The 19650-nt window shown below is 70.9% G+C and carries 16 protein-coding genes and 1 pseudogene; 7 read left to right on the top strand and 10 right to left on the bottom strand.

The annotated features are described in order from the left end of the window. The first annotated feature begins 248 nt into the window (after positions 1–248). From BLV01_RS11495 to BLV01_RS11485, 3 genes are read left to right on the top strand one after another with little or no spacing between them, the layout of a single operon-like run. Positions 249–1364: an efflux RND transporter periplasmic adaptor subunit gene (locus BLV01_RS11495; RefSeq protein WP_091799067.1), complete on the top strand. Its 1116-nt coding sequence runs from the start codon at positions 249–251 to the stop codon at positions 1362–1364. Further along, entirely contained in the window at positions 1357–1551 is a 195-nt protein-coding gene (locus BLV01_RS11490) for a hypothetical protein (RefSeq protein WP_091799065.1), read from the top strand. Before BLV01_RS11495 ends, BLV01_RS11490 begins: the two co-directional genes overlap by 8 nt. Next, a complete protein-coding gene (locus BLV01_RS11485) occupies positions 1548–4673 on the top strand; it encodes an efflux RND transporter permease subunit (RefSeq protein WP_091799063.1) in 3126 nt (1041 codons plus the stop codon). Before BLV01_RS11490 ends, BLV01_RS11485 begins: the two co-directional genes overlap by 4 nt. Before the next feature lie 153 nt (positions 4674–4826). Here BLV01_RS11485 and BLV01_RS11480 read toward each other — a convergent pair whose 3' ends face one another. Next, positions 4827–5237, bottom strand: a complete 411-nt coding sequence (locus BLV01_RS11480; protein WP_091799060.1) for an Imm10 family immunity protein — start codon at positions 5235–5237, stop codon at positions 4827–4829. Positions 5238–5305: 68 nt separating this feature from the next. Here BLV01_RS11480 and BLV01_RS11475 point away from each other — a divergent pair, with 68 nt between their 5' ends. After that, entirely contained in the window at positions 5306–5863 is a 558-nt protein-coding gene (locus BLV01_RS11475) for a GNAT family N-acetyltransferase (RefSeq protein WP_091799056.1), read from the top strand. Positions 5864–6299: 436 nt separating this feature from the next. Then, positions 6300–7019 (top strand): annotated as a pseudogene (locus BLV01_RS26830) (TrmH family RNA methyltransferase); the annotation flags it as partial. 137 nt (positions 7020–7156) lie between these two features. Here the strand turns inward: BLV01_RS26830 and BLV01_RS11465 are convergent. From BLV01_RS11465 to BLV01_RS11440, 6 genes are all read right to left on the bottom strand, one after another. Beyond that, complete coding sequence (locus tag BLV01_RS11465) at positions 7157–7879, bottom strand: hypothetical protein (RefSeq protein ID WP_091799053.1); 723 nt, start codon at positions 7877–7879, stop codon at positions 7157–7159. 566 nt (positions 7880–8445) lie between these two features. Further along, a complete protein-coding gene (locus tag BLV01_RS11460) occupies positions 8446–9849 on the bottom strand; it encodes a M20/M25/M40 family metallo-hydrolase (protein WP_254782618.1) in 1404 nt (467 codons plus the stop codon). Between the two features lie 359 nt (positions 9850–10208). Next, a complete protein-coding gene (locus tag BLV01_RS11455; protein ID WP_091799047.1) occupies positions 10209–10694 on the bottom strand; it encodes an ASCH domain-containing protein in 486 nt (161 codons plus the stop codon). A gap of 71 nt (positions 10695–10765) precedes the next feature. Next, positions 10766–11173 (bottom strand): large-conductance mechanosensitive channel protein MscL, encoded by a 408-nt coding sequence (mscL, locus tag BLV01_RS11450; protein WP_091799044.1) that lies wholly within the window; start codon positions 11171–11173, stop codon positions 10766–10768. Between the two features lie 76 nt (positions 11174–11249). Continuing rightward, positions 11250–11978 (bottom strand): fumarylacetoacetate hydrolase family protein, encoded by a 729-nt coding sequence (locus BLV01_RS11445; RefSeq protein ID WP_091799042.1) that lies wholly within the window; start codon positions 11976–11978, stop codon positions 11250–11252. Between the two features lie 3 nt (positions 11979–11981). After that, positions 11982–12326, bottom strand: coding sequence for a hypothetical protein (locus BLV01_RS11440; RefSeq protein ID WP_254782604.1), 345 nt, complete (start codon positions 12324–12326; stop codon positions 11982–11984). 120 nt (positions 12327–12446) lie between these two features. Between BLV01_RS11440 and BLV01_RS11435 the strand changes: the two genes are divergently transcribed. Next, positions 12447–12764 (top strand): Rieske (2Fe-2S) protein, encoded by a 318-nt coding sequence (locus BLV01_RS11435; protein WP_254782616.1) that lies wholly within the window; start codon positions 12447–12449, stop codon positions 12762–12764. A 326-nt stretch (positions 12765–13090) separates the two neighbouring features. On the opposite strand, the gene BLV01_RS11430 is transcribed toward BLV01_RS11435, so the two are convergent. The 3 genes from BLV01_RS11430 to BLV01_RS11420 all read right to left on the bottom strand — a co-directional run bounded on the left by BLV01_RS11430 (position 13091) and on the right by BLV01_RS11420 (position 16607). Then, positions 13091–14938, bottom strand: coding sequence for an SLC13 family permease (locus BLV01_RS11430; protein WP_091799038.1), 1848 nt, complete (start codon positions 14936–14938; stop codon positions 13091–13093). Between the two features lie 132 nt (positions 14939–15070). Then, on the bottom strand, positions 15071–15811 hold the full coding sequence (trmB, locus tag BLV01_RS11425) for a tRNA (guanosine(46)-N7)-methyltransferase TrmB (protein ID WP_091799037.1): 741 nt from the start codon (positions 15809–15811) through the stop codon (positions 15071–15073). A 1-nt stretch (position 15812) separates the two neighbouring features. After that, positions 15813–16607, bottom strand: a complete 795-nt coding sequence (locus BLV01_RS11420) for a thiazole synthase (protein ID WP_091799034.1) — start codon at positions 16605–16607, stop codon at positions 15813–15815. Positions 16608–16963: 356 nt separating this feature from the next. Here BLV01_RS11420 and BLV01_RS11415 point away from each other — a divergent pair, with 356 nt between their 5' ends. Then, complete coding sequence (locus BLV01_RS11415; RefSeq protein WP_091799031.1) at positions 16964–19576, top strand: TonB-dependent receptor; 2613 nt, start codon at positions 16964–16966, stop codon at positions 19574–19576. Positions 19577–19650 lie beyond the last annotated feature (74 nt).

Here is a 19650-nt window from a genome sequence, read left to right as displayed (position 1 = left end):
CGCCGGTTGCGACGGCGCAACCTGGACGCCGCGAGCGTGCCGCCGCGTGTTGTTTCAACGCCGCTTTGCCGAATCGTGGCGACCGCGGTCAACCAATGGCCCAGGCGTCGGTCACGAACCGCCGCTAGAATCGCGCGGCTTCGCCGACCGTGCGCATCGCGCCGGCCGGCGCCCGCGGCACCGTTGGGGGAAGACGGCCGCGCCCGATCCGCACCTCGCCCCATCCGGGCCCCCGTTCAGAGAACCGCATGCGCCCACGCCCCGCCTTCCGTTCCGGCTGTTTCCTGGCCCTGGCCCTGGCCGTCGCCGCGTGCGCCAAGGGCGGCAAACCCCAGAACGGCCAGGGCGGCGCGGGCGGGCAGGGCGACCGGCCGATCCCGGTGACCGCGCAGGCGGTGCGTCTGCGCGCGTGGAACGACACCGTGCAGGCGCTGGGCAACGTCAAGGCGCGCGAGTCGGTCACGGTCACCGCCAAGGTCAGCGAGATCGTGCAGAGCGTGCACTTCGACAGCGGCGATCAAGTCGCCGCCGGGCAGTCGCTGGTCACCCTCAGCGGCAAGGCCCAGCTCGCCGCGCTGGCCCAGGCCGAGGCCACCGCCAAGGAAGCCGAGCAGCTCTACCAGCGCCAGACCGAACTGGCCGCGCAGCAGCTGATCGCGCGCTCGGCCCTGGACACCCAGCGCGCCACCCGCGACGCCACCCGCGCGCGGGTCGAGCAGATGAAGGCCGACATCGGCGACCGCCAAGTGCGCGCGCCGTTCGCCGGCGTGCTCGGCATCCGCCAGGTCAGCCCCGGCGCGCTGGTGACCCCGGGCACGCCGATCGCCACCCTCGACGACACCGAGCGCGTCTACATCGACTTCCCGGTGCCCGAGACCCTGCTCGCGCGCGTGGCCCGCGGCCAGAGCGTGACCGGCACCAGCGCCGCCTATGCCGGCCAGGAGTTCCGCGGCAGCGTCGGCACCGTCGATGCGCGCGTGAACCCGGCCACCCGCGCGGTGACCGTGCGCGCCGACTTCCCCAACCCCGGCCACCGGCTGCGCCCGGGCATGCTGGTGCAGGTGACCCTGATCCAGCCCGAGCGGCAGGCGCTGCTGGTGCCGGAGATTTCGGTGGTGCAGGTCGGCAACGATTCCTATGTCTACCGGCTCAAGCCCGACGCCACGGTCGAGCGCGCCGACGTCCAGATCGGCTCGCGCCGGCAAGGCCTGGCCGAGATCCTCGACGGCCTCGCGGTCGGCGACACCATCGTCGTCGACGGCACCGGCAAGCTGCGCGCCGGCAGCAAGGTGCAGGCCGCCGGCGCGCACGCGCGCGAAGCCGGCGCGCCGGCCGGCGCCGCCAAGGACGGCCGCAATGGCTGAGGCGGGCCTGCTGAAATGGCTGCGCGCGGTGGTGCCGGGGCTGAAGCCGCGCGCGTCGGCCGCGGGCGAGGCTGAGGCCAAGTCCGGCGCGCCGGTCTACGTGCCCGCCCGGCGCGGTCCGCACGCGCGCGGCGGCGCGGCTCAGGGCAACGGCGGCGGCAAGGGCAAGGGGAGCGCGCGGCGATGATGCTGTCCGACGTCTCCATCCGCCGGCCGGTGTTCGCCACGGTCATGAGCCTGCTGTTGATCGTGCTGGGGATCATGGCGTTCTCGCGCCTGACCCTGCGCGAGCTGCCGGCGATCGACCCGCCCATCGTCTCGGTCGACGTCACCTATCCCGGCGCTTCGGCGGCGGTAGTGGAAACCCGCATCACCCAGGTGCTGGAGGACGCGCTGGCCGGGATCGAGGGCATCGAGACCATCGAGTCGCGCAGCGTCAACGGCCGCGCCTCGGTCAGCATCGAGTTCACCCTGCAGCGCGACATCGAGGCCGCCGCCAACGACGTGCGCGACGCGGTCAGCCGGGTCATGGACCGCATGCCCGACGAGGCCGATCCGCCGGAAGTGGAGAAGGTCGAGAGCGACTCCGACCCGGTGCTGTGGCTCAACATGAGCTCGAAGAAAATGGACACCCTGCAGCTGTCGGACTACGCCGACCGCTACGTGGTGGACCGGCTGTCCTCGGTCGACGGCGTCGCCCAGGTCCGCATCGGCGGCCAGCAGCGCTACGCCATGCGCATCTGGCTCGACCAGGACGCGCTGGCCGCGCGCGACATCACCGTCAACGAAGTCGAGAACGCGCTGCGTTCGGAGAACGTCGAGCTGCCGGCCGGACGGATCGAATCGCAATCGCGCGACTTCACCCTGCGCGTGGCGCGCAGCTACCAAAAGCCCGCCGACTTCGCCCAGATCCCGCTGAAGAAGGGCGCCGACGGCTACGTGGTGCGGCTCGGCGACGTGGCCAAGATCGAGCTGCAGTCGGCCGAGCGCCGCGCCTACTACCGCAGCAACGGAGAGCCGAACATCGGCCTGGGCATCGTCAAGACCTCGACCGCCAACAGCCTCGACGTCGCCCGCGCGGTGCGCGCGGAGGCCGACAAGATCCGTCCGACCCTGCCCGAAGGCACCGACATCTTCGTCGCCTTCGACACCACCGTGTTCATCGAATCGGCGGTGGAGCGGGTCTATCACACCCTGGTCGAGGCCATCGTCCTGGTGCTGATCGTGATCTGGCTGTTCCTCGGCAGCTTCCGCGCCGCGCTGATTCCGGCGGTGACGGTGCCGGTGTGCCTGATCGCCGCGTTCATCCCGCTGTACGCGTTCGGCTTCTCGATCAACCTGCTGACCCTGCTGGCGCTGGTGCTGTGCATCGGCTTGGTGGTCGACGACGCGATCGTGGTGCTGGAGAACATCCAGCGCCGCGCCGACCTCGGCGAGCCGGCGCTGGTCGCGGCCGCGCGCGGCACCAAGCAGGTCGCCTTCGCGGTGATCGCCACCACTGCGGTGCTGGTGGCGGTGTTCCTGCCGGTCGGCTTCATGGAAGGCAACACCGGGCGGCTGTTCCGCGAGCTGTCGGTGGCGCTGGCCGGCGCGGTGGCGCTGTCGGCGTTCGTGGCGCTGACGCTCACGCCGATGATGTCGTCCAAGTTCGTCCGTCCGCACAGCCAGGAAAAGTCCAACCCGGTCAACCGCTGGATCAACGCGCGCCTGGACGGGCTGTCCAACGGTTACCGCGGCCTGCTCGACCGCAGCGTCGAGCGGCCGTGGCTGTTCGGCGCGCTGTTGCTGCTGGCGCTGGCGCTGAGCTTCGGCCTGTTCAAGCTGGTGCCGTCGGAACTGGCGCCGCAGGAGGACCGCGGCTCGTTCCAGATCTCGATCCAGGGCCCGGAGGGCGCCGGCTTCGACTACACCGTCAAGCAGGTGCAGCAAGTCGAGAAGATCGTCGCCGCCCACACCGGCCCGGAACAGACCATCCAGCGCTACAACCCGCGCGTGCCCGGCGGCTTCGGCGCCAGCGAGGAGATGCACACCGGCCGCATCGCGGTGTTCCTGCAGGACTGGGACAAGCGCGAGAAAAGCACGGCGCAGGTCGCCGACAGCCTGCGCGCGGAGCTCGGCGCGCTGCCGAGCGTGCGCGCGCTGCCGCAGGTCGGCGGCGGCCTGGTGCGCACCCGCGGCCAGCCGATCCAGATCGTGCTCGGCGGCCCCGAGTACGCCGAACTGGCGCAGTGGCGCGACCGCATCCTGGCGCGGATGGAGCAGAACAAGGGCCTGTTCTCGGCCGACTCGGACTACAAGGAAACCCGGCCGCAGATGCGGGTCGAGATCGACCGCCAGCGCGCCGCCGACCTCGGCGTCAGCGTCACCGACATCGGCCATGCGCTGGAGACCCTGATGGGCTCGCGCCGGGTCACCACCTTCGTCCAGAACGGCGAGGAGTACGACGTGATGGTGCAGGCCGACCGCGACCTGCGCGCCTCGCCGGCCGACCTCGCCGCGATCCAGGTGCGCGCGCGCGACGGCGCGCTGGTGCCGCTGTCGAACCTGGTCACGCTGAAGGAACTGGCCGAGGCCGGCAGCCTCAACCGCTTCAACCGCCTGCGCGCGATCACCGTCAGCGCCGGCGTCGCCCCGGGCTACACCGTCGGCGAGGCGATCGCGTGGTTGAACCAGGTGGTCGCCGAGGAACTGCCCGAGCACGCCCAGATCGACTGGAAGGGCGAATCGCGCGAGTACCAGAAGGCCGGCGGCGCGGTGCTGATGACCTTCACCCTGGCGTTGCTGGTGGTGTACCTGGTGCTGGCCGCGCAGTTCGAGAGCTTCATCCACCCGTTCGTGATCATGCTGACCGTGCCGCTGGGCGTGCTCGGCGCCTTGCTCGGCCTGTGGATGACCGGCGGCACGCTGAACCTGTTCAGCCAGATCGGCATCGTCATGCTGGTCGGGCTGGCGGCGAAGAACGGCATCCTCATCGTCGAATTCGCCAATCAGCTGCGCGACGAAGGCCGCAGCATCCACCAGGCCATCGTCGAATCCTCGGCGGTGCGGCTGCGCCCGATCCTGATGACCTCCATCGCCACCGTGGTCGGCGCGGTGCCGCTGGTGCTGGCCGGCGGCCCCGGTTCGGCCAGCCGCGCGACCATCGGCATCGTGGTGATCTTCGGCGTGTCGTTCTCGACCTTGCTGTCGCTGTTCATCGTGCCGGCGTTCTATGTGCTGCTGGCGCGCTTCACCAAGTCGCCCGAGGCGGTGGCGCAGGAGCTCGAACGGCTGGAGCAGGACACCCCGCAAGCCGGCGGCCACGCATAAAGCGCGCCTGCTCCCTGTAGGAGCGGCGCGCGCCGCGACCGCGACAACGCAACTACGCCGCAAGTTTCGCGTTGGTTGCGTTGCCGCAGCCGCGGCTCGCGCCGCGCCAGCGGGGAGAAACGCAACATTCCAGCGTCGCGCGGCGCCGGCGCGTCAGGCGATGGGAGCGCCCGCGACGCACTCGACCACGCGCCCGCATTCGCAGCCGCTCATGCGCGCCAGGATCGCCAGCGCCTCGCGCCGGCCGGGCGGGGCGTGCGTCCAGGTCAGCCGCAGCGGGGCGTCGAATTCCAGGCAGTCGCGGCCGGCGGCGTTGAGTTCGACCGTCACCGCGTCTTCGCCGGCGTGGATGCGGTCGGCGCCGGCGTAGCCGCCGCGGCTCTGGTCGTCGCGTTCCAGGTAGATCGCGGCCATGCCCAGGGCGCGGTCCTGGGCGTCGGGCCGCAGCGCGCAGACGATGTGCAGCACGTCCTGCGGCGCGTCCGGCGAGGCGAAGCCCAGGCTGACCCACAGGCAGCCGTCGTCTTCGCCGCTGTGGATTTCTTCGATGGGGTAGGTCCGCATGCGCCGCTCCTGGCCGTGCCGCGGCGGCGGCGTTTGCAGCGCGGCGACGGCGAATTTAGGCTACCCGCATGAACCCCGATCCCGCCACCCTCCCGCCGCCGCAGGGCGAGGGATTCGTGCTGCGTCCCTGGCGCCGCGACGACCTCGACAGCCTGGTCGCCCACGCCGACGACGCCCAGGTCTCGCGCGCGCTCAGCGACCGCTTCCCGTACCCGTACACGCGCGAGGACGGCGCGCGTTTCCTCGACGGCCAGGTCATCGACCTGGAACACCCGGTGTTCGCCATCGACGTCGCCGGCCGCGCGGTCGGCGGCATCGGCGCGCATCCCGGACGCGGCGAGCGCGGCCACGGCGCCGAATTCGGCTACTGGCTCGGGCGCCGACTGTGGGGCGCGGGACTGATGACCCGGGTGGTCGCGGCGTTCGCGCCGTGGGCGATGCAGCGGCTGCGACTGTACCGGCTGTGCGCGACGGTGCTCGACGACAACCCGGCCTCGGCGCGGGTGTTGCTGAAGAACGGTTTCGAAGAAGAGGGCGTGCAGCGTTGCGCCGTGTACAAGCACGGGCAAGTGCACGACCTGCGTGTGTTCGCGAAGGCGAGAAGGAGCCTGCAAGATGCGACGTGACGATCCCCCGCGCGGCCCGCGCAAGCCGCCCGGCAGTCCCTATGGCGCAGGCGGCGGGCAGCGCGGCCCGGGCGCGGCCAGGGGCGATGGCGGTCCCGGCCAGCGCGGACCAGGCAGGCCAAGCGGTCAGGGCGGGCAGGGCGGTCAAGGCCGCCCGGCCGCTCCGGCCGCTCCGGCCGCTCCGGCCGGCGCCGGCGCACCCGGCGGCGGCGAGGCTCAAGGCCCGTGGCGCGAGCGCGGCGGCTCGCACCACCCGCATTCGCGCGAGCAGCGCCGCGACCAGCGCGCGCGCCACGACGAGGACGAGCACGACGAGCGCCCGCACGGCCGCCATCTCGAACATCACGAACGCCACGAGCGCGGCTACCGCCGCCTCGACGACGACGATCAGGGCGAACCCGGCGCGCCGCATCCGCAGCGCGCCCGCCGCGACGCCGAGCTGCGCCTGTACGGCTTGAATGCGGTGCGCGCGGTGTTCGCGCGGCGGCCGCAGGCGCTGCGCAAGCTGTACCTGGACGCGCCGCGCATCCCCCAGCTGCAGCCGCTGCTGGCCTGGTGCGTGGCCAACCGGGTCGGCTATCGCGTGGTCGAGAGCGCCGACCTGGACAAGCTCGCCGCCAGCGGCCATCACGAAGGCGTGGTCGCCGAGGTGTTGCGCGAGGAACCCGCGCCGCTGTCGAACTGGCTGCGCGACTTGCCCGCGGGGCCGCAGCTGGCGCTGTGGCTCGACGGCGTCGGCAACCCGCACAACCTCGGCGCGATCTTGCGTTCGGCCGCGCATTTCGGCGTGGCCGCGGTGCTGTTGCCGAAGGACTCGACCCTGGCCCTGTCGGGCGCGGCCGCGCGCGTGGCCGAGGGCGGCGCCGAAGCGGTGCCGATGGTGCGGCTGGGCCGCAGCGACAACGCCGTCGCCCAACTGCGCAGTTCCGGTTTCGAGCTGGCGGCGACGGTGGTCGACGGCGGCGAGAACCTGTTCGCCGCGCCGCTGCCGCCGCGCCTGATCTACGTGCTCGGCGCCGAGGGCGGCGGCATGGATCGCGAACTGGCCGCGGCCTGCGACCGGCGCCTGTCGATTCCCGGCACCGGCCGGGTGGAAAGCCTCAACGTCGCCGCCGCGACCGCGGTGCTGCTGGCCGCGTGGCAGGCGCGGCGCTGAGTGCCGGCACGCGAGCCTGCGCTTTGCGGGGTCTGGGTGGAAAGGCCTTCAGGGCCGACGCTCTTGTTTCAGGTCGCGGCGATCTGAGCGAAGGGCATCGGGTCTGAAGGCCGTCCCACAACGGCGGCATGCGCCGCTCAGACGATGTGCTTGATTGCCTCGAGCAGGCCCGCGTACTCCTCGGCCTGCTCCGGCTGCTTCAGCATCGCGTCCAGGCAGACCGCCAGCGCCGCCGCCTGCAAGGTCTGCAGGTTCTGCCGGTGCTGCGCGTCGGAGACCTTGCGCAGCCCCGACGCGAACGCGTCGGTGGCGGCGCGGTGGCCGTAGGCGAATTCGCCGGCCGCGCCGAGCACGGCTTCGTTGGATTGCTTCAGCGCGGACTCGATCTGCTGGCTGATCCCGCCGTAGCGATACGGCTCGCCGCCGGCGAGCGCGGCGCGCAGGCGTTCGAGCAGTTCCTCCGGCTCGGGCTGGGCCGGATCGGCGTCGTCGCCGGGCGCGGGCGGGGCGCTGCCGTTGGCGCCGGCGTGCGCGCCGGCAGAAGCGTTCGGCGTCGCCGCGGTGTCGTCGTGGTCGGTGTTCTCGCTCATGGTCGCCTCGGGTACGTGCGGACCGTCGCCGGCCGCGGACAGGTGGGCTTTCAACCGGCGCACGCCATGGGCGAGGACCGCATCGGCGCGCAGCGCCGCTTCGCCCTGCTGCATCAGCGCGCGCGCGCCCAGGGCCACGGTGGCCTCGCGCAGCGATCGCTGCAGCGCCGCCAGCGCGAGCGGCGGCGAGGTCGCGTCGGCGCCGCGCGGCACGCGCTCGCCGTCGCGGCGCTGCATGCGTTCGGCGTCGTCGTCGCGGGCGTCGGTCATCGCAGGGGCGGTTCCGGAAAGGGCGGGCCGGATGGCGCGCTGTTCCGGAAATAACGCAAACCGGCGCGCGGACAGGGCAGCGCGCGCGAGACAAAGCGTGAGGCGGTCTACGGTTTCGGCGCGCGGCGCCGCAGGCTTTTGTGGAATGGTCTTCAGGTCCGGTGCAATCGGCTTAGCCGGTGGCGATCTGGCACAAGAGCGTCGGGCCTGAAGGCCCTCCCACCAAGAGCGACGGCACGGTACGGGCCGGGACTGCGTTTTCGGCGGGGCCGAGCGCTTCGGCGCACGGGCGCGAAGGTTTTTGTGGGAGGGCCTTCAGGCCCGACGCACTCGGCTCAGGTCGCGACGACCTGGCACAGGAGCATCGGGCCTGAAGGCCCTCCCATTGCGAGTGAAGCTGTGGTGCTAGCCGGAATGATCGTCTTCGGCGGGACCGAGCGGTTCGGCACGCGGGCGCCGAACGCTTTTGTGGGAGGGCCTTCAGGCCCGACGCATTCGACTCAGGTCGCGACGACCCGGCACCAACGCATCGAGCCCGAAGGCCCTGCCGCGGCGGGCGCCGTAGCTCACTCTTCCGGCGGCGTCACCTGCTTGGGCGCGCTGCCGAAGTCGCCGTCGGCCGAGGCGGCCAGGTAGGCGAACACCGCGTACGCGGCGACGTTCTGCGCCAGCGCCTTGGGATCGATCTTGTCGAGGGTGTCGTCGGGCGTGTGGTGGTAGTCGAAGTAGTCGGTACCGTCCTGCGCCAGCCGCGCCCAGGCCAGGCCCTTGGCCGCGAACGGGCCGATGTCCGGGCCCGGGCCGCCCTTGCCGGGAGTGTGTTCGATGCCCAGCGGCGCCAGCGCCTCGGCGATCTGCTTGTCGGCGGCCTGGGCGTAGTCCGGCGCCGAGCTGGAATAGGCGTAGATGCGGCCGGCGCCGAAGTCGCTCTCCGCGCCGATCTGGTGCTTGCGCACCTCGGCCACGTGCTTGTCGGCGTAGGCCTTGCCGCCGTACAGGCCCTGTTCCTCGTTGGCGAAGGCGATCACCCGCACGGTGCGCGCCGGGCGCAGCTTGCTCTGGCCGATCAGCTTGGCCGCGGCCATGGTCAGGCCGACGCCGGCGGCGTCGTCGATCGCGCCGGTGCCCTGGTCCCACGAGTCCAGGTGGCCGCCGATGATCACCACTTCGTCGGGCTTGCCCTTGCCGCGGATCTCGCCGATCACGTTGTACGAGGTCGCCTGGCCGTCCCAGCCGCAGTCCAGCGCCACGCGCACGCGGGTGGCGCCGCGCGCGGCCAGCCGCGCGAGCTGGTCGGCGTCGGGCGCCGACAGCGCCGCCGACGGCACCGGCTTGAGGCCCTCGTCGAAGCGGGTGATGCCGGTGTGCGGCATGCGGTGCGAGTCGGTGCCGGCCGAACGCATCAGGAAGCCGGCCGCGCCGGCGCGGATCGCCGCCGACGGGCCGCGGCTGCGCACGCGGCCGCCCGGGCCGTAGCCGGCGCCGTCTTTGGCGCGCGGCATGGCGTAGTCGACGAACGCGATCTTGCCGGCCAGCGAGCCGGCCGGCGCCGCTTCCAGCGCGGCCAGGTCGGCGAAACGCACGACCTCGCCCTCGACCGTGCCGCCGGGGCTGCCGCCGAGCGCGGTCAGCTGCAGCGGCTGCGCGCTGGCGCCGAGCACTTGCGCGTGTTCGCTGCGGCGTTCCCACTTCGGGAACGTCACCGGCTCGGTCCAGACCTTGTCGAAGCCCAGCTCGCGGAACTTGGCCTGCGCCCACGCCACCGCGCGCGCATCGGCCTCGCTGCCGGCCAGGCGCGGGCCGACTTCGGTGGTCAGCGATTCGGTGATCTTGAAGCCCAGGTCGCTGGCCAGCGCGCGCTCGCGCAGCTCGCCGGCGGCATCGACCGCGGCCTGGGGAATGCGCGTTTCGCGCTGTGCGGCCGCGGCATCGCCGGCCAGGATCGAACCTGTGAACAACACGGCAGCCATCGCTGCCCACAGCGGTGCGCGCATCCCCAATCTCCTAGTGCAGGCCGGCCGTGCGGGAGGTCGCGCGGCGTAGGCGAAAGACCGAGCTTAACAACCTGCGGCCGGCGCGCGACCTGAGGAAAGTCACGCCGGGCGCGCGGGATTTTTGTCGCTGGGCGCAGCGTGGTTTGAGGTGCGCGGCGGGGCGGCGTTGGCGGGTTTGCCGTGTTTGTCGGTTCGGCGGCGGCGTGGGGGCGGGCGGTGTAGCGGTTGCGCAGTCGGTGCGGTGTCGCGGTCGCAGCTTGCGCCGCTCCTACAGGGAGTCTTTGCAGGCGCGGTGCGAGCCGCGACCGCGCCTGCGCCGGGTGGAGGCCGTCGGATCAATCCGCGGCCGGCTCGTCGGCCAGATGCGCCGGCCAGACGATGCGGAAGCGCTCGAACACCACGGCGATGCCGTCGTCGAACGCGAAGCCCTCGCGCCGCGCCTGCGCCTGAAAATACTCGCGATGCCCGTGCAGCCAGTCCTCGCGGCTGCGGTCGCCTTCGCCCTCGTCCCAGGCGAAGGCCGCGTCCACCGTATGCATCGGCCCAATCCGGATCTCGTGGGTGCGCCAGATGCAGCACGGCCGTCCATCGCCATCGACGACCACGACGTAATCGCCGGGCCGCGGCAGGCCGTCGGCCGGGTAATCGCGCGCCAGCGAGGCGGTGGCGCGCTTGGTCCCGGCCAGCACCAGCGCCGCCAGTTCGGCGGCGTCGCGCGGATTGTCGCCGAAGCTGCACACCGCGTAGTCGTCGGCGGCGACGCCGGCGCGTTCGAGGTAATCGCGCCAGCAGGCGTCGGTGGCGGCGGTCTTGTCGGTCATGAGCGCGGGTCCGGCCGGAAACGAAGAAGGCCGCCACGATGTGGCGGCCTTCGAAGGTGCGCGCGGAACGCTTACTTCTTCAGCGAGTCGCGGATTTCGCGCAGCAGCAGCACGTCTTCCGGCGTCGCCGCCGGCGCCGCGTCGGCCGGCTTGCGCACCTTGTTGTAGGCCTTGAGGAAGATGAAGATCACGAAGGCGATCAGGACGAAGTCGATCGCGGTCTGCAGGAACATGCCGTACTTGACCGCCACTTCGGCCGCGACTTCCTTGCCGGCCGCGTCGAGCTGGGAGGGCTTGAGCACGTACTTCCAGTCGCTGACGCTGACGCCGCCGCTGATGTAGCCGATCAACGGCATCACGATGCCGTCGACCAGGGCGGTGACGATCTTGCCGAACGCCGCGCCGATGACCACACCGACCGCCAGGTCGACCACGTTGCCGCGCGCAATGAACTCTTTGAACTCGCTGATCATGCCCATCGCATGCTCTCTCCCAGGTTACGACTGAAGGACGGTGGACGGCGCCGGCCCGATCCGCAGCGGCGCCGGGGCCGGACTATAGCCGGGGCGGGGTGATGTGTCCGTGCAGCTCGGCCACGCCCTCCAGCGCCGCGCGGTAGCGGTCGCCGGGCTGCAGCGCGGCGACGCCGGCCGGAGTGCCCATGTAGATCAGGTCGCCGGCGCGCAGCGCGTACAGCTGCGAGAGTTCGTGCAGGATCTCGGCGACGTTCCAGACCAGATCGTCGAGCGAGCCGCGCTGGCGCAGCTCGCCGTTGACTTCCAGGCTGAGCGTGCGCGAACCCAGTTCGCCGACGTCGGCGACCGGCACGATCGCGCTGATCGGCGCGGCGTGGTCGAACGACTTGCCGGTGTCCCAGGGCAGGCCCTTGGCCTTGGCCTGGGCTTGCAGGTCGCGGCGGGTCAGGTCGAGGCCGACGGCGTAGCCGTAGACCAGCGCCTGCGCGTCGCCGACCGGCAGCACGCCCGCGGGCGCGTCGCGGCCCAGCGCCACCACCAGCTCGACCTCGTGATGCAGGTCGGTCGTGCCCGGCGGATACGGCACCGCGTCGCCGGTTTCCAGCGAATCGGTGGGCTTGAGGAAGAAGGTCGGGCGGCCGCGGTCGGCGGCCGAGGTCGGCACCGCCGCGCCCATCTCGCGGGCGTGGTCGGCGAAGTTGCGGCCGACGCAGTAGACGCGGTGGACCGGGAAGGCGGCATCGGCGGCCAGGCCCTGGCCGCGGACGGGAATGCGGATGGCCGGCGCGGCCGCGACGACGTCGCTCATGCCTCAGCGGGCCCGGTCGGCGTGGCGGCCGGCGTCGCCCGGCAGCGCCTGCGGCGCGACCACGCGGAACTCGCCCTCGACCACGTCGCCGGCGGCCCTGGCCCGCGCCGTCATCGGCTTGCCACGGCGCTGCCATAGCTTGTACGCCAGCCCGACCGCGATCATCGCCGCGCCGACGAAGACGCTGAAGAACACCAGCAGCGCCAGCAGGCCCAGCCCGACCACGCCCAACACGAAGCGCAGGAGGCGATGACGCGGCTTGCGCGGCTCGAAAGCGCTGCGCACCCGCGACTGGAACGCATTCCATTGCGAACGTTGATCGGCGAAACGGAAGGTCTGGGCGAACATTTTCGGTCGTCGTGAGACAATGCGGCCTGGGCCGGACAGATGAGTATCGTTCCAGGCATGAACGATGGTGTGAGAACTTCGTTAAACGCGTCCAGCGGCGACGGCTCCGGCACGTCGCCGTTGATCGAGCTGGCGCGCCTGGACGACGGCGGCTTCGCCGAGGTCGAGGCGACGATCGACGGCGATGCCGAATCGTTGCTGCTCTACCGCGACGGCGACGCCGTGCGCGCCTGGCTCAACATCTGCCCGCACGCCGGACGCAGACTGGATTGGGCCCCCGGGCAATTTCTCAAGAGCAAGGACGGGCTGCTGGTGTGCGCCGCGCACGGCGCCAGTTTCGAACTCGGCGGCGGCGAGTGCGTGGCCGGGCCGTGTCGCGGCGAAGCGCTGCGCGCGGTCGCCGTGGACGTGCGCGACGGAGCGGTGTGGCTGGCGTAAGCGGCGTCGCCGCGGTGCGCGGCGCGAACGGCCTGGGCCGCCTGTAGGAGCGGCGCGAGCCGCGACCGCGAACACCGGCCGCCGGCGCGAGCTTGGCGTTGCGGCGTTCCCTCCGACGCGTTTTCGAACTGTCGAATGGCTTCCTGTTCGCGCGGGCCATCGGTTTTCGCGGTCGCGGCTTGCGCCGCTCCTATAGGTAGCCCGGATAGTTCGGCCGCGCCCTGTAGGAGCGGCGCGAGCCGCGACCGCGGCAACGAATCGCCGGCGAATGCGCGGGGTCTGTCCGGTCGGCCGGACTCCGGGCTAGGGCGCGACAGCGCGCCGCATCACTTGCCCCAGAACAGGATGTTGATCATCAACACCGTCACCGCGGTGTAGATCAACGACAGCGGCCCGCCGATCTTCCACAGCTCCTTGCCGCTGTAGCCGGCCGGCCCGGTGATCATCGAGATCACCGGATTCGACGCGGTCATGAAGTTGTTCGATGCCGACAGCGCCACGATCAGCGCGAACGCGGTCGGGTTGCCGCCGGCCGCCAGGGCCAGGTTGACCGCGAGCGGGACCACCACGATGGTCGCGCCGACGTGGCTGATGACCAGGGAAAAGGCGGTGGTCAGGAGTCCGACGAAGATCTCCAGCAGCCACACGGGCGTGCCGTGCGGCAATCGTTCGATGCTGTGCCCCGCGATCCAGGCGGCCGCGCCGCTGGAATCCATCGCCCAGCCCAGCGGAATCAGGCAGGCCATCAGGAACACGGTCTTCCAGTTGATCGCCGAATAGGCCTCGTCGATGTTGAGCACGCCGGTGATCAGCATGCCGACCACGCCGGTCATCAGCGCGATCGACACCGGCAGGCGCGAGGACAGCGCCAGCAGCATCGCCACGGCGAAGATCGCCAGCGCGATCTTGAGCTTGTGCGGGCGCTGCTCGCCCTTGGGGTAATCGGTGACCACGACCAGGTCCTTGCTCGCCGCGGCGCTGGCCAGGTCGGTCCAGATGCTGTGGAACACCAGCATGTCGCCGGCGCGCATCGGCACGGCGCGGACGTTGTCGCGCAGCACGGTCTTGTCGCGGTTGATCGCCAGCAGGCTCAGGCCGGACTGCTTGCGCAGGTGCAGGTCGCCGGCGGTCTTGCCGATGTAGCCCGAGGTCGCCGGCACCACCGCCTCGGAAATGCCGGCGCGGCTGGGGTTGAACAGGTCGGCGAAGTTGCGCAGGCGCGAGGACAGGCGCAGGAAATGGTTCTGGGCGAAGTCGGCGACCTGCTGCTTGGGCCCCATCGCGCCGAGCACGCTGCCGACCCAGATGCGGGTGTCGGCCGGCGGCGCCAGGCGCGAGTCGTTGTCGCTCTTGAGCGCCAGCAGCAGCGGCGCGCCGCGCAGGGTCTCGGCCTCGCCCAGCGACATGCCGACCAGCGGGCTGTCGGCGGTGACGGTGAGTTCGTAGACGTCGCCGTCGATGCCGTAGGCCTTGGCGAAATAGCTCTGCGTGCGCGCCGGGGTGGCGCCCTTGTCGCTGTCGTCCTTGAGCAGCTTGTCGCCGAAGAAGTGGAAATAGGCCAGCGAGGCCGCCAGCAGCGCGATGCCGATCGGCAGCGGCGCGAACATCTTCAGCGGCTCGATGGTGGCCGCGCCCGAGGGCAGGTTGCTGTTGGCGTTGAGCAGCAAGTCGTTGAGCAGGATCAGCGGCGAGTTGCCGACCATGGTCAGCGCGCCGCCCATGACGATGGCCGCGGCGATCGGCAGCAGCAGCCGCGGCAGCGACAGCCCGGTGCGCGAGGACAGGCGCGCGGCGACCGGCATGTACAGCGCCATCACCGACGGGTTCTGCATGAACGAGGAATTGAGCCCGGCCACGGCCGTGGTCAGCAGCAGCAGGCGCTGCTCGACCCCGTGCGCGCGCCGCAGCAGCCAGCCGGCGAGGCGGTTGAGCGCGCCGGTGCGGTCCAGGCCGGCGCCGAGGATCATGGTCGCGATGATGCTGATGACCGCGTTGCCGGAGAAGCCGTTGAACAGCTCGTCGGGCTCGACCAGGCCCGACAGGCCCAGCAGCACCAGCACCACCAGCGCGACCACGTCGGCGCGCACGCGCTCGAACAGGAACATCGCCATCGTGAACACCACCAGCCCGAGCACCAGCATCATGTCGGTGGTGAGCGCGAGCGAGGTGTCCATCAGCGGCGGGAGTCGGGAGTCGGGAGTCGGAGCTCGCGACAGCGCACGGCACTGCGCGACGGGGAACGTCCGGTTCCGGCGAAACTCGGCGGCAGCGCTCTGGCCCGCATTCGGATCTCCTGTTCCGGATCCCTAGTCCCGGACCCTGTCGTACAGCAGGTCCCACACGCCGTGGCCGAGTTTCTGGCCGCGGGTCTCGAAGTGCGTCTGCGGGCGCCACTGCGGTCGCGGCACGCTGCCGCGCGCGCCGGCGCGGTTGGCGAGCCCCCGGGTCGCGTCCAGGACGTCCCACATCTGTTCGGCATAGTCCTGCCAATCGGTGGCCAGGTGCAAGCGTCCGTCCGCGGCGAGCTTGCGCACCAGCAGCTCGGCGAACGCCGGCTGGACCAGGCGGCGCTTGTTGTGGCGCTTCTTGTGCCACGGATCGGGGAAGTAGATCCGCACCTCATCGAGGCTGGCGTCGGCGATTTCGTGGTTGAGCACTTCCACCGCGTCGTGGTGGTAGAGCCGGACGTGGTCGCTGCCGTCCTCGGCCAGGGCGTTCAACAGCCGGCCGACGCCGGGGGCGTGGACTTCGATGCCGATCAGGTCGCGGTCGCGGTAGTTCTGCGCGGCGTAGCGCAGCGCCTCGCCGTTGCCGAAACCGATTTCCAGCACGCGCTTGGCCGCGCGGCCGAAGATCGCGTCGTAATCGCGCGGCGCACCGAGGTAGTCGATGCCGAAGCGCGGCCACAGTTCGTCGAAAGCGCGCTGCTGGGCCGGGGTGAAGCGGCCCTGGCGCAGCACGAAGCTGCGCACCTGGCGGCGGCCTTCCTCGACCGTGAACGGCTTGGGCGGCGCCTTGTGGCCGTCGCTGGAGAACGGGTCGGTCATGTCAGCCGATCAGCCCGTCCACCGGGCTCGACGCGCTGGCGTAGCGCTTGCGCGGGATGCGCCCGGCCATGAACGCGGCGCGGCCGGCTTCCACCGCCAGCTTCATCGCGTGCGCCATCAGGATCGGGTCGCGGGCGCCGGCGATAGCGGTGTTCATCAGCACGCCGTGGCAGCCCAGTTCCATCGCGATGGCCGCGTCGGAGGCGGTGCCGACGCCGGCGTCGACGATGATCGGCACCTTGGCGTTCTCGACGATCTCCAGCAGGTTGTACTTGTTCTGCACGCCCAGGCCCGAGCCGATCGGCGCGGCCAGCGGCATCACCGCGACGCAACCGATCTCCTCCAGGCGCTTGGCCAGGATCGGGTCGTCGGAGGTGTAGACCATGACGTCGAAGCCGTCCTTGACCAGGGTCTGGGCGGCGGCGAGGGTCTGGATCACGTCGGGGAACAGGGTGCGCGGGTCGCCGAGCACTTCCAGCTTGACCAGGGTGTGGCCGTCGAGCAGTTCGCGCGCCAGCCGGCAGGTGCGCACCGCGTCCTCGGCGTTGTAGCAGCCGGCGGTGTTGGGCAGCAGGGTGTAGCGGTCCGGCGGCAGCACGTCGAGCAGGTTCGGCTCGCCCGGGTTCTGGCCGATGTTGGTGCGGCGGATCGCGACGGTGACGATGTCGGCGGCCGCGGCCTCGGTGGCCAGGCGGGTTTCGGTCAGGTCCTTGAACTTGCCGGTGCCGGTGAGCAGGCGCGAGCGGTAGGTCTTGCCGGCGATGACCAGCGGATCGGAGAAGGCGGTGTCAGTCATCGCGCAATTATGGCCGATGGGGGCGGGCCGTGGGGCGAAGCGGGCCGGGCGGTCGTGGCGGCGTTTGCCCCGGGGAGGCTGCGCCGCCTTTGTGGGAGGGGCTTCAGCCCCGACGCTCTGCGCTCAGGTCGCGGCGATCTGGCGCAAAGCGTCGGGGCTGAAGCCCCTCCCACAACCGCCAAAACCACGCCCGAAGCGGCCGGCGGCGCCGACTTGTCCGGATCTGGCGGCAATAGCGCGCCGCGTGTCACGAATCTTTAAGCCTTGGCGTTCAGCATTTTCGCGGCTGCCGGGCGCCATGCACGGCTTCGGACGGAACCGACGGCAGCGCTCCCTTCCTTCCGAATGCCGCCGCCATGACCTCTCGTTCCCGCCAGCTCACCCGGGCGATCCGCTTCGCCTTGGCCGCCAGCCTCGTTTGCGCTGGGTTTTCCGCCACCGTTTCGGCGCAGGAGGCGGCTTCGGGCGCTTCCGGCGCGGCGGGGGCCGACCCCGCCGCGTCTGTTTTGGCGTCGCAGGGCGGGGCGCAGGCCTCCGCGGTTGATCTCGACAAGGTCGTCGTCACCGGCCGCTCCGGCACCCGCCAGCGCAGCAAGGCCGAGACCAGCTATTCGATCACCGCGATCGAGGAAGAGCGCCTGCGCCTGCAGGCGCCGACCTCGGTGACCGAGGCGATGAAGTCGGTGCCGGGCTTCTGGGTCGAGGCCAGCGGCGGCGAGGCCAGCGGCAACATCCGCGCGCGCGGCATCCCGGTCGACGGCTTCGGCTCGGTGACCCTGCTCGAGGACGGCATCCTGGTCCAGCACGACCCGGCCCTGGGCTACCTCAACGGCGACCAGGCCTTCCGCCTGGACGAGACCATCGCGCGCGTGGAAGTGGTGCGCGGCGGCCCCTCGTCGGTGTTCTATTCCAATGCCCCGGCCGGCGCGATCAACTTCATCCCGCGCAGCGTCGGCGACAGCGCCGAAGGCGTGGCCAAGCTCACCGTCGGCGACTACGGCCTGACCCGCTACGACCTGTTCTTCGGCACGCCCATCGGCGGCGGCTGGAAGCTCGGCGTGGGCGGTTTCTGGCGCAGCGACGACGGCCTGCGCGATCCGGGCTACCCGGCCAACGACGGCGGCCAGTACCGCATCAACCTGTCGCGCGCGTTCGCGCGCGGCAATTTCAGCTTCGACTACAAGCGCGTGGACGACAAGGTCGCGCTGTACCTGGGCATCCCGATGCGCAGCTACGCCGACGGCAAGATCCGCGGCGTGCCGGGCTTCGACGCCCACGACGGCACCCTGGCCGGGCCGCAGACCCGGCGTCTGGGCATGATCCAGGGCGACGGCGGCCTGTACGACTTCGACAATTCGCTCGGCACCCAGGTCAAGCGCGACCAGTACACGGCCAAGTTCGACTACGACCTCGGCGCCGGCTTCAAGCTGGCGCAGTCGCTGCGCTACAGCCGCACCCGCACCCAGCGCAACGGCGTGTTTCCGCTGACCCTGCAGAGCGACGCCAAGTTCTACGCCGATGCGGCGGTGAAGAAGCTGATCGCCTCGGTGCCCGGCGCGGTCGGCGCGCAACTGCGGTACGTCGATGCGCCGGAGCAGGCCTTCGCCGCGAACCAGAACGGCAACGGCCTGATGACCATCTCCGGCCTGCGCGGGGTGACCATGCCGGTCGATGAATTGATCGGCGACACCCGCCTGATGCGCCGCTTCGATTTCGGAGGGCAGAGCCACGACGTCACCCTGGGCTACTACTACGCCCGGTTCGACCAGGACTTCGACCGCTATTCCTCCAACGTGCTGACCGACGTGCGCGACAACGCGCGCCTGCTGGATCTGGTCGCGGTGGACGCCGCCGGCCGGCCGCTGCGGACGCTGACCGACCAGGGCGTGTACCGCTACGGCTACGAGTGGGAAAACGCCAGCGGCCGTTCCACCACCCAGGCGCTGTACCTGTCGGACGAATGGCAGGTCAACGACAAGCTGCGCATCGATGCCGGCGTGCGCTGGGAGCAGGTCAAGGTCGAGGGTTGGACCGAAGTGCGCAAGCAGGCGAACCTGGGCACCCCGGCGACTTCGCAGATCCTCACCGGCTCGGGCAGCTTCGTCAGCTACGACCAGAAATTCGACAAGATCGGTTGGACCGTCGGCGCCAACTGGCAGTTCGACCCGCACCAGGGCGTGTTCGCGCGCTGGACCCCGGCGTTCCGCCTGCCGAGCCTGTCGAGCTACATCACCAAGTACTCCAACTGCGATCTGGCCAAGCTCGCCGCCTGCGCCAGCGATCCCAACGGCCGCCCGGTCACCCAGACCATGGACTTGGGCGAGATCGGCTACAAGTTCAGCAACGAACAGTTCGACCTGTTCGCGACCTTGTTCTACACCAAGTACGACAACGTCGGCTTCAGCAACTACGTGTTCGACCTGAGCAACGGCGCCTCGACCGTGCAGCAGGGCTTCGCCGACACCAAGACCACCGGCCTGGAGCTGGAAGGCTTCTGGACCCCGGTGCGCTGGTTCGACCTGCAGGCGACTGCGACGATCCAGGACCCGAAGTACAAGGGCCTGCGCTACACCGAACTGGTCAACGGCGCGCCGGTGCTGCGCGACTTCGTCGACAACCAGCTGATCCGCGTGCCCAAGAACAGTTTCCGGGTGGTGCCTGGCCTGAACCTGCTCGACGAGCGCCTGCGCCTGCAGCTGTCGTACGAACACGAGGGCGAACGCTTCGTCGACACCGCCAACTCGGTGAAGCTGCCTTCGTATTACGTGATCAATGCCAGCGCGCGCTACGAGTTCGCGCCGGGGCTGAGCCTGTATCTGTACGCCGACAACCTGACCAACTCGCTGGGCCTGACCGAAGGCAATCCGCGCGCCGGCGAGCTGCAAAGCGCCGATGCCGGCAACAACACCTTCATCGCCCGGCCACTGCTGGGGCGCGGTTATCGCGCGGCGCTGATGTACCGGTTCTGAGGACCGCGGTTGTGGCCGGCGCGTCCTGACGGACGCGCCGTGGGCGTATCGTTGCCGGTTTCGAAGCGGAGAGC

This window comes from Lysobacter sp. yr284 (genome assembly GCF_900107375.1).
In the GTDB taxonomy this organism is placed as follows: Bacteria; Pseudomonadota; Gammaproteobacteria; order Xanthomonadales; family Xanthomonadaceae; genus Lysobacter.
Note: the sequence above shows the minus strand (reverse complement) of the source record. Positions and strands in the feature narration are given on the sequence as shown.

Excerpts from the sequence above, each read along its gene's own strand:
- BLV01_RS11495 (WP_091799067.1), top strand. The coding sequence starts at position 249 with ATGCGCCCACGCCCCGCCTTCCGTTCCGGCTGTTTCCTGGCCCTGGCC.
- BLV01_RS11490 (WP_091799065.1), top strand. The coding sequence starts at position 1,357 with ATGGCTGAGGCGGGCCTGCTGAAATGGCTGCGCGCGGTGGTGCCGGGG.
- BLV01_RS11485 (WP_091799063.1), top strand. The coding sequence starts at position 1,548 with ATGATGCTGTCCGACGTCTCCATCCGCCGGCCGGTGTTCGCCACGGTC.
- BLV01_RS11480 (WP_091799060.1), bottom strand. The coding sequence starts at position 5,237 with ATGCGGACCTACCCCATCGAAGAAATCCACAGCGGCGAAGACGACGGC.
- BLV01_RS11475 (WP_091799056.1), top strand. The coding sequence starts at position 5,306 with ATGAACCCCGATCCCGCCACCCTCCCGCCGCCGCAGGGCGAGGGATTC.
- BLV01_RS11465 (WP_091799053.1), bottom strand. The coding sequence starts at position 7,879 with ATGACCGACGCCCGCGACGACGACGCCGAACGCATGCAGCGCCGCGAC.
- BLV01_RS11460 (WP_254782618.1), bottom strand. The coding sequence starts at position 9,849 with ATGGCTGCCGTGTTGTTCACAGGTTCGATCCTGGCCGGCGATGCCGCG.
- BLV01_RS11455 (WP_091799047.1), bottom strand. The coding sequence starts at position 10,694 with ATGACCGACAAGACCGCCGCCACCGACGCCTGCTGGCGCGATTACCTC.
- mscL (WP_091799044.1), bottom strand. The coding sequence starts at position 11,173 with ATGGGCATGATCAGCGAGTTCAAAGAGTTCATTGCGCGCGGCAACGTG.
- BLV01_RS11445 (WP_091799042.1), bottom strand. The coding sequence starts at position 11,978 with ATGAGCGACGTCGTCGCGGCCGCGCCGGCCATCCGCATTCCCGTCCGC.
- BLV01_RS11440 (WP_254782604.1), bottom strand. The coding sequence starts at position 12,326 with ATGTTCGCCCAGACCTTCCGTTTCGCCGATCAACGTTCGCAATGGAAT.
- BLV01_RS11430 (WP_091799038.1), bottom strand. The coding sequence starts at position 14,938 with ATGGACACCTCGCTCGCGCTCACCACCGACATGATGCTGGTGCTCGGG.
- trmB (WP_091799037.1), bottom strand. The coding sequence starts at position 15,811 with ATGACCGACCCGTTCTCCAGCGACGGCCACAAGGCGCCGCCCAAGCCG.
- BLV01_RS11420 (WP_091799034.1), bottom strand. The coding sequence starts at position 16,607 with ATGACTGACACCGCCTTCTCCGATCCGCTGGTCATCGCCGGCAAGACC.
- BLV01_RS11415 (WP_091799031.1), top strand. The coding sequence starts at position 16,964 with ATGACCTCTCGTTCCCGCCAGCTCACCCGGGCGATCCGCTTCGCCTTG.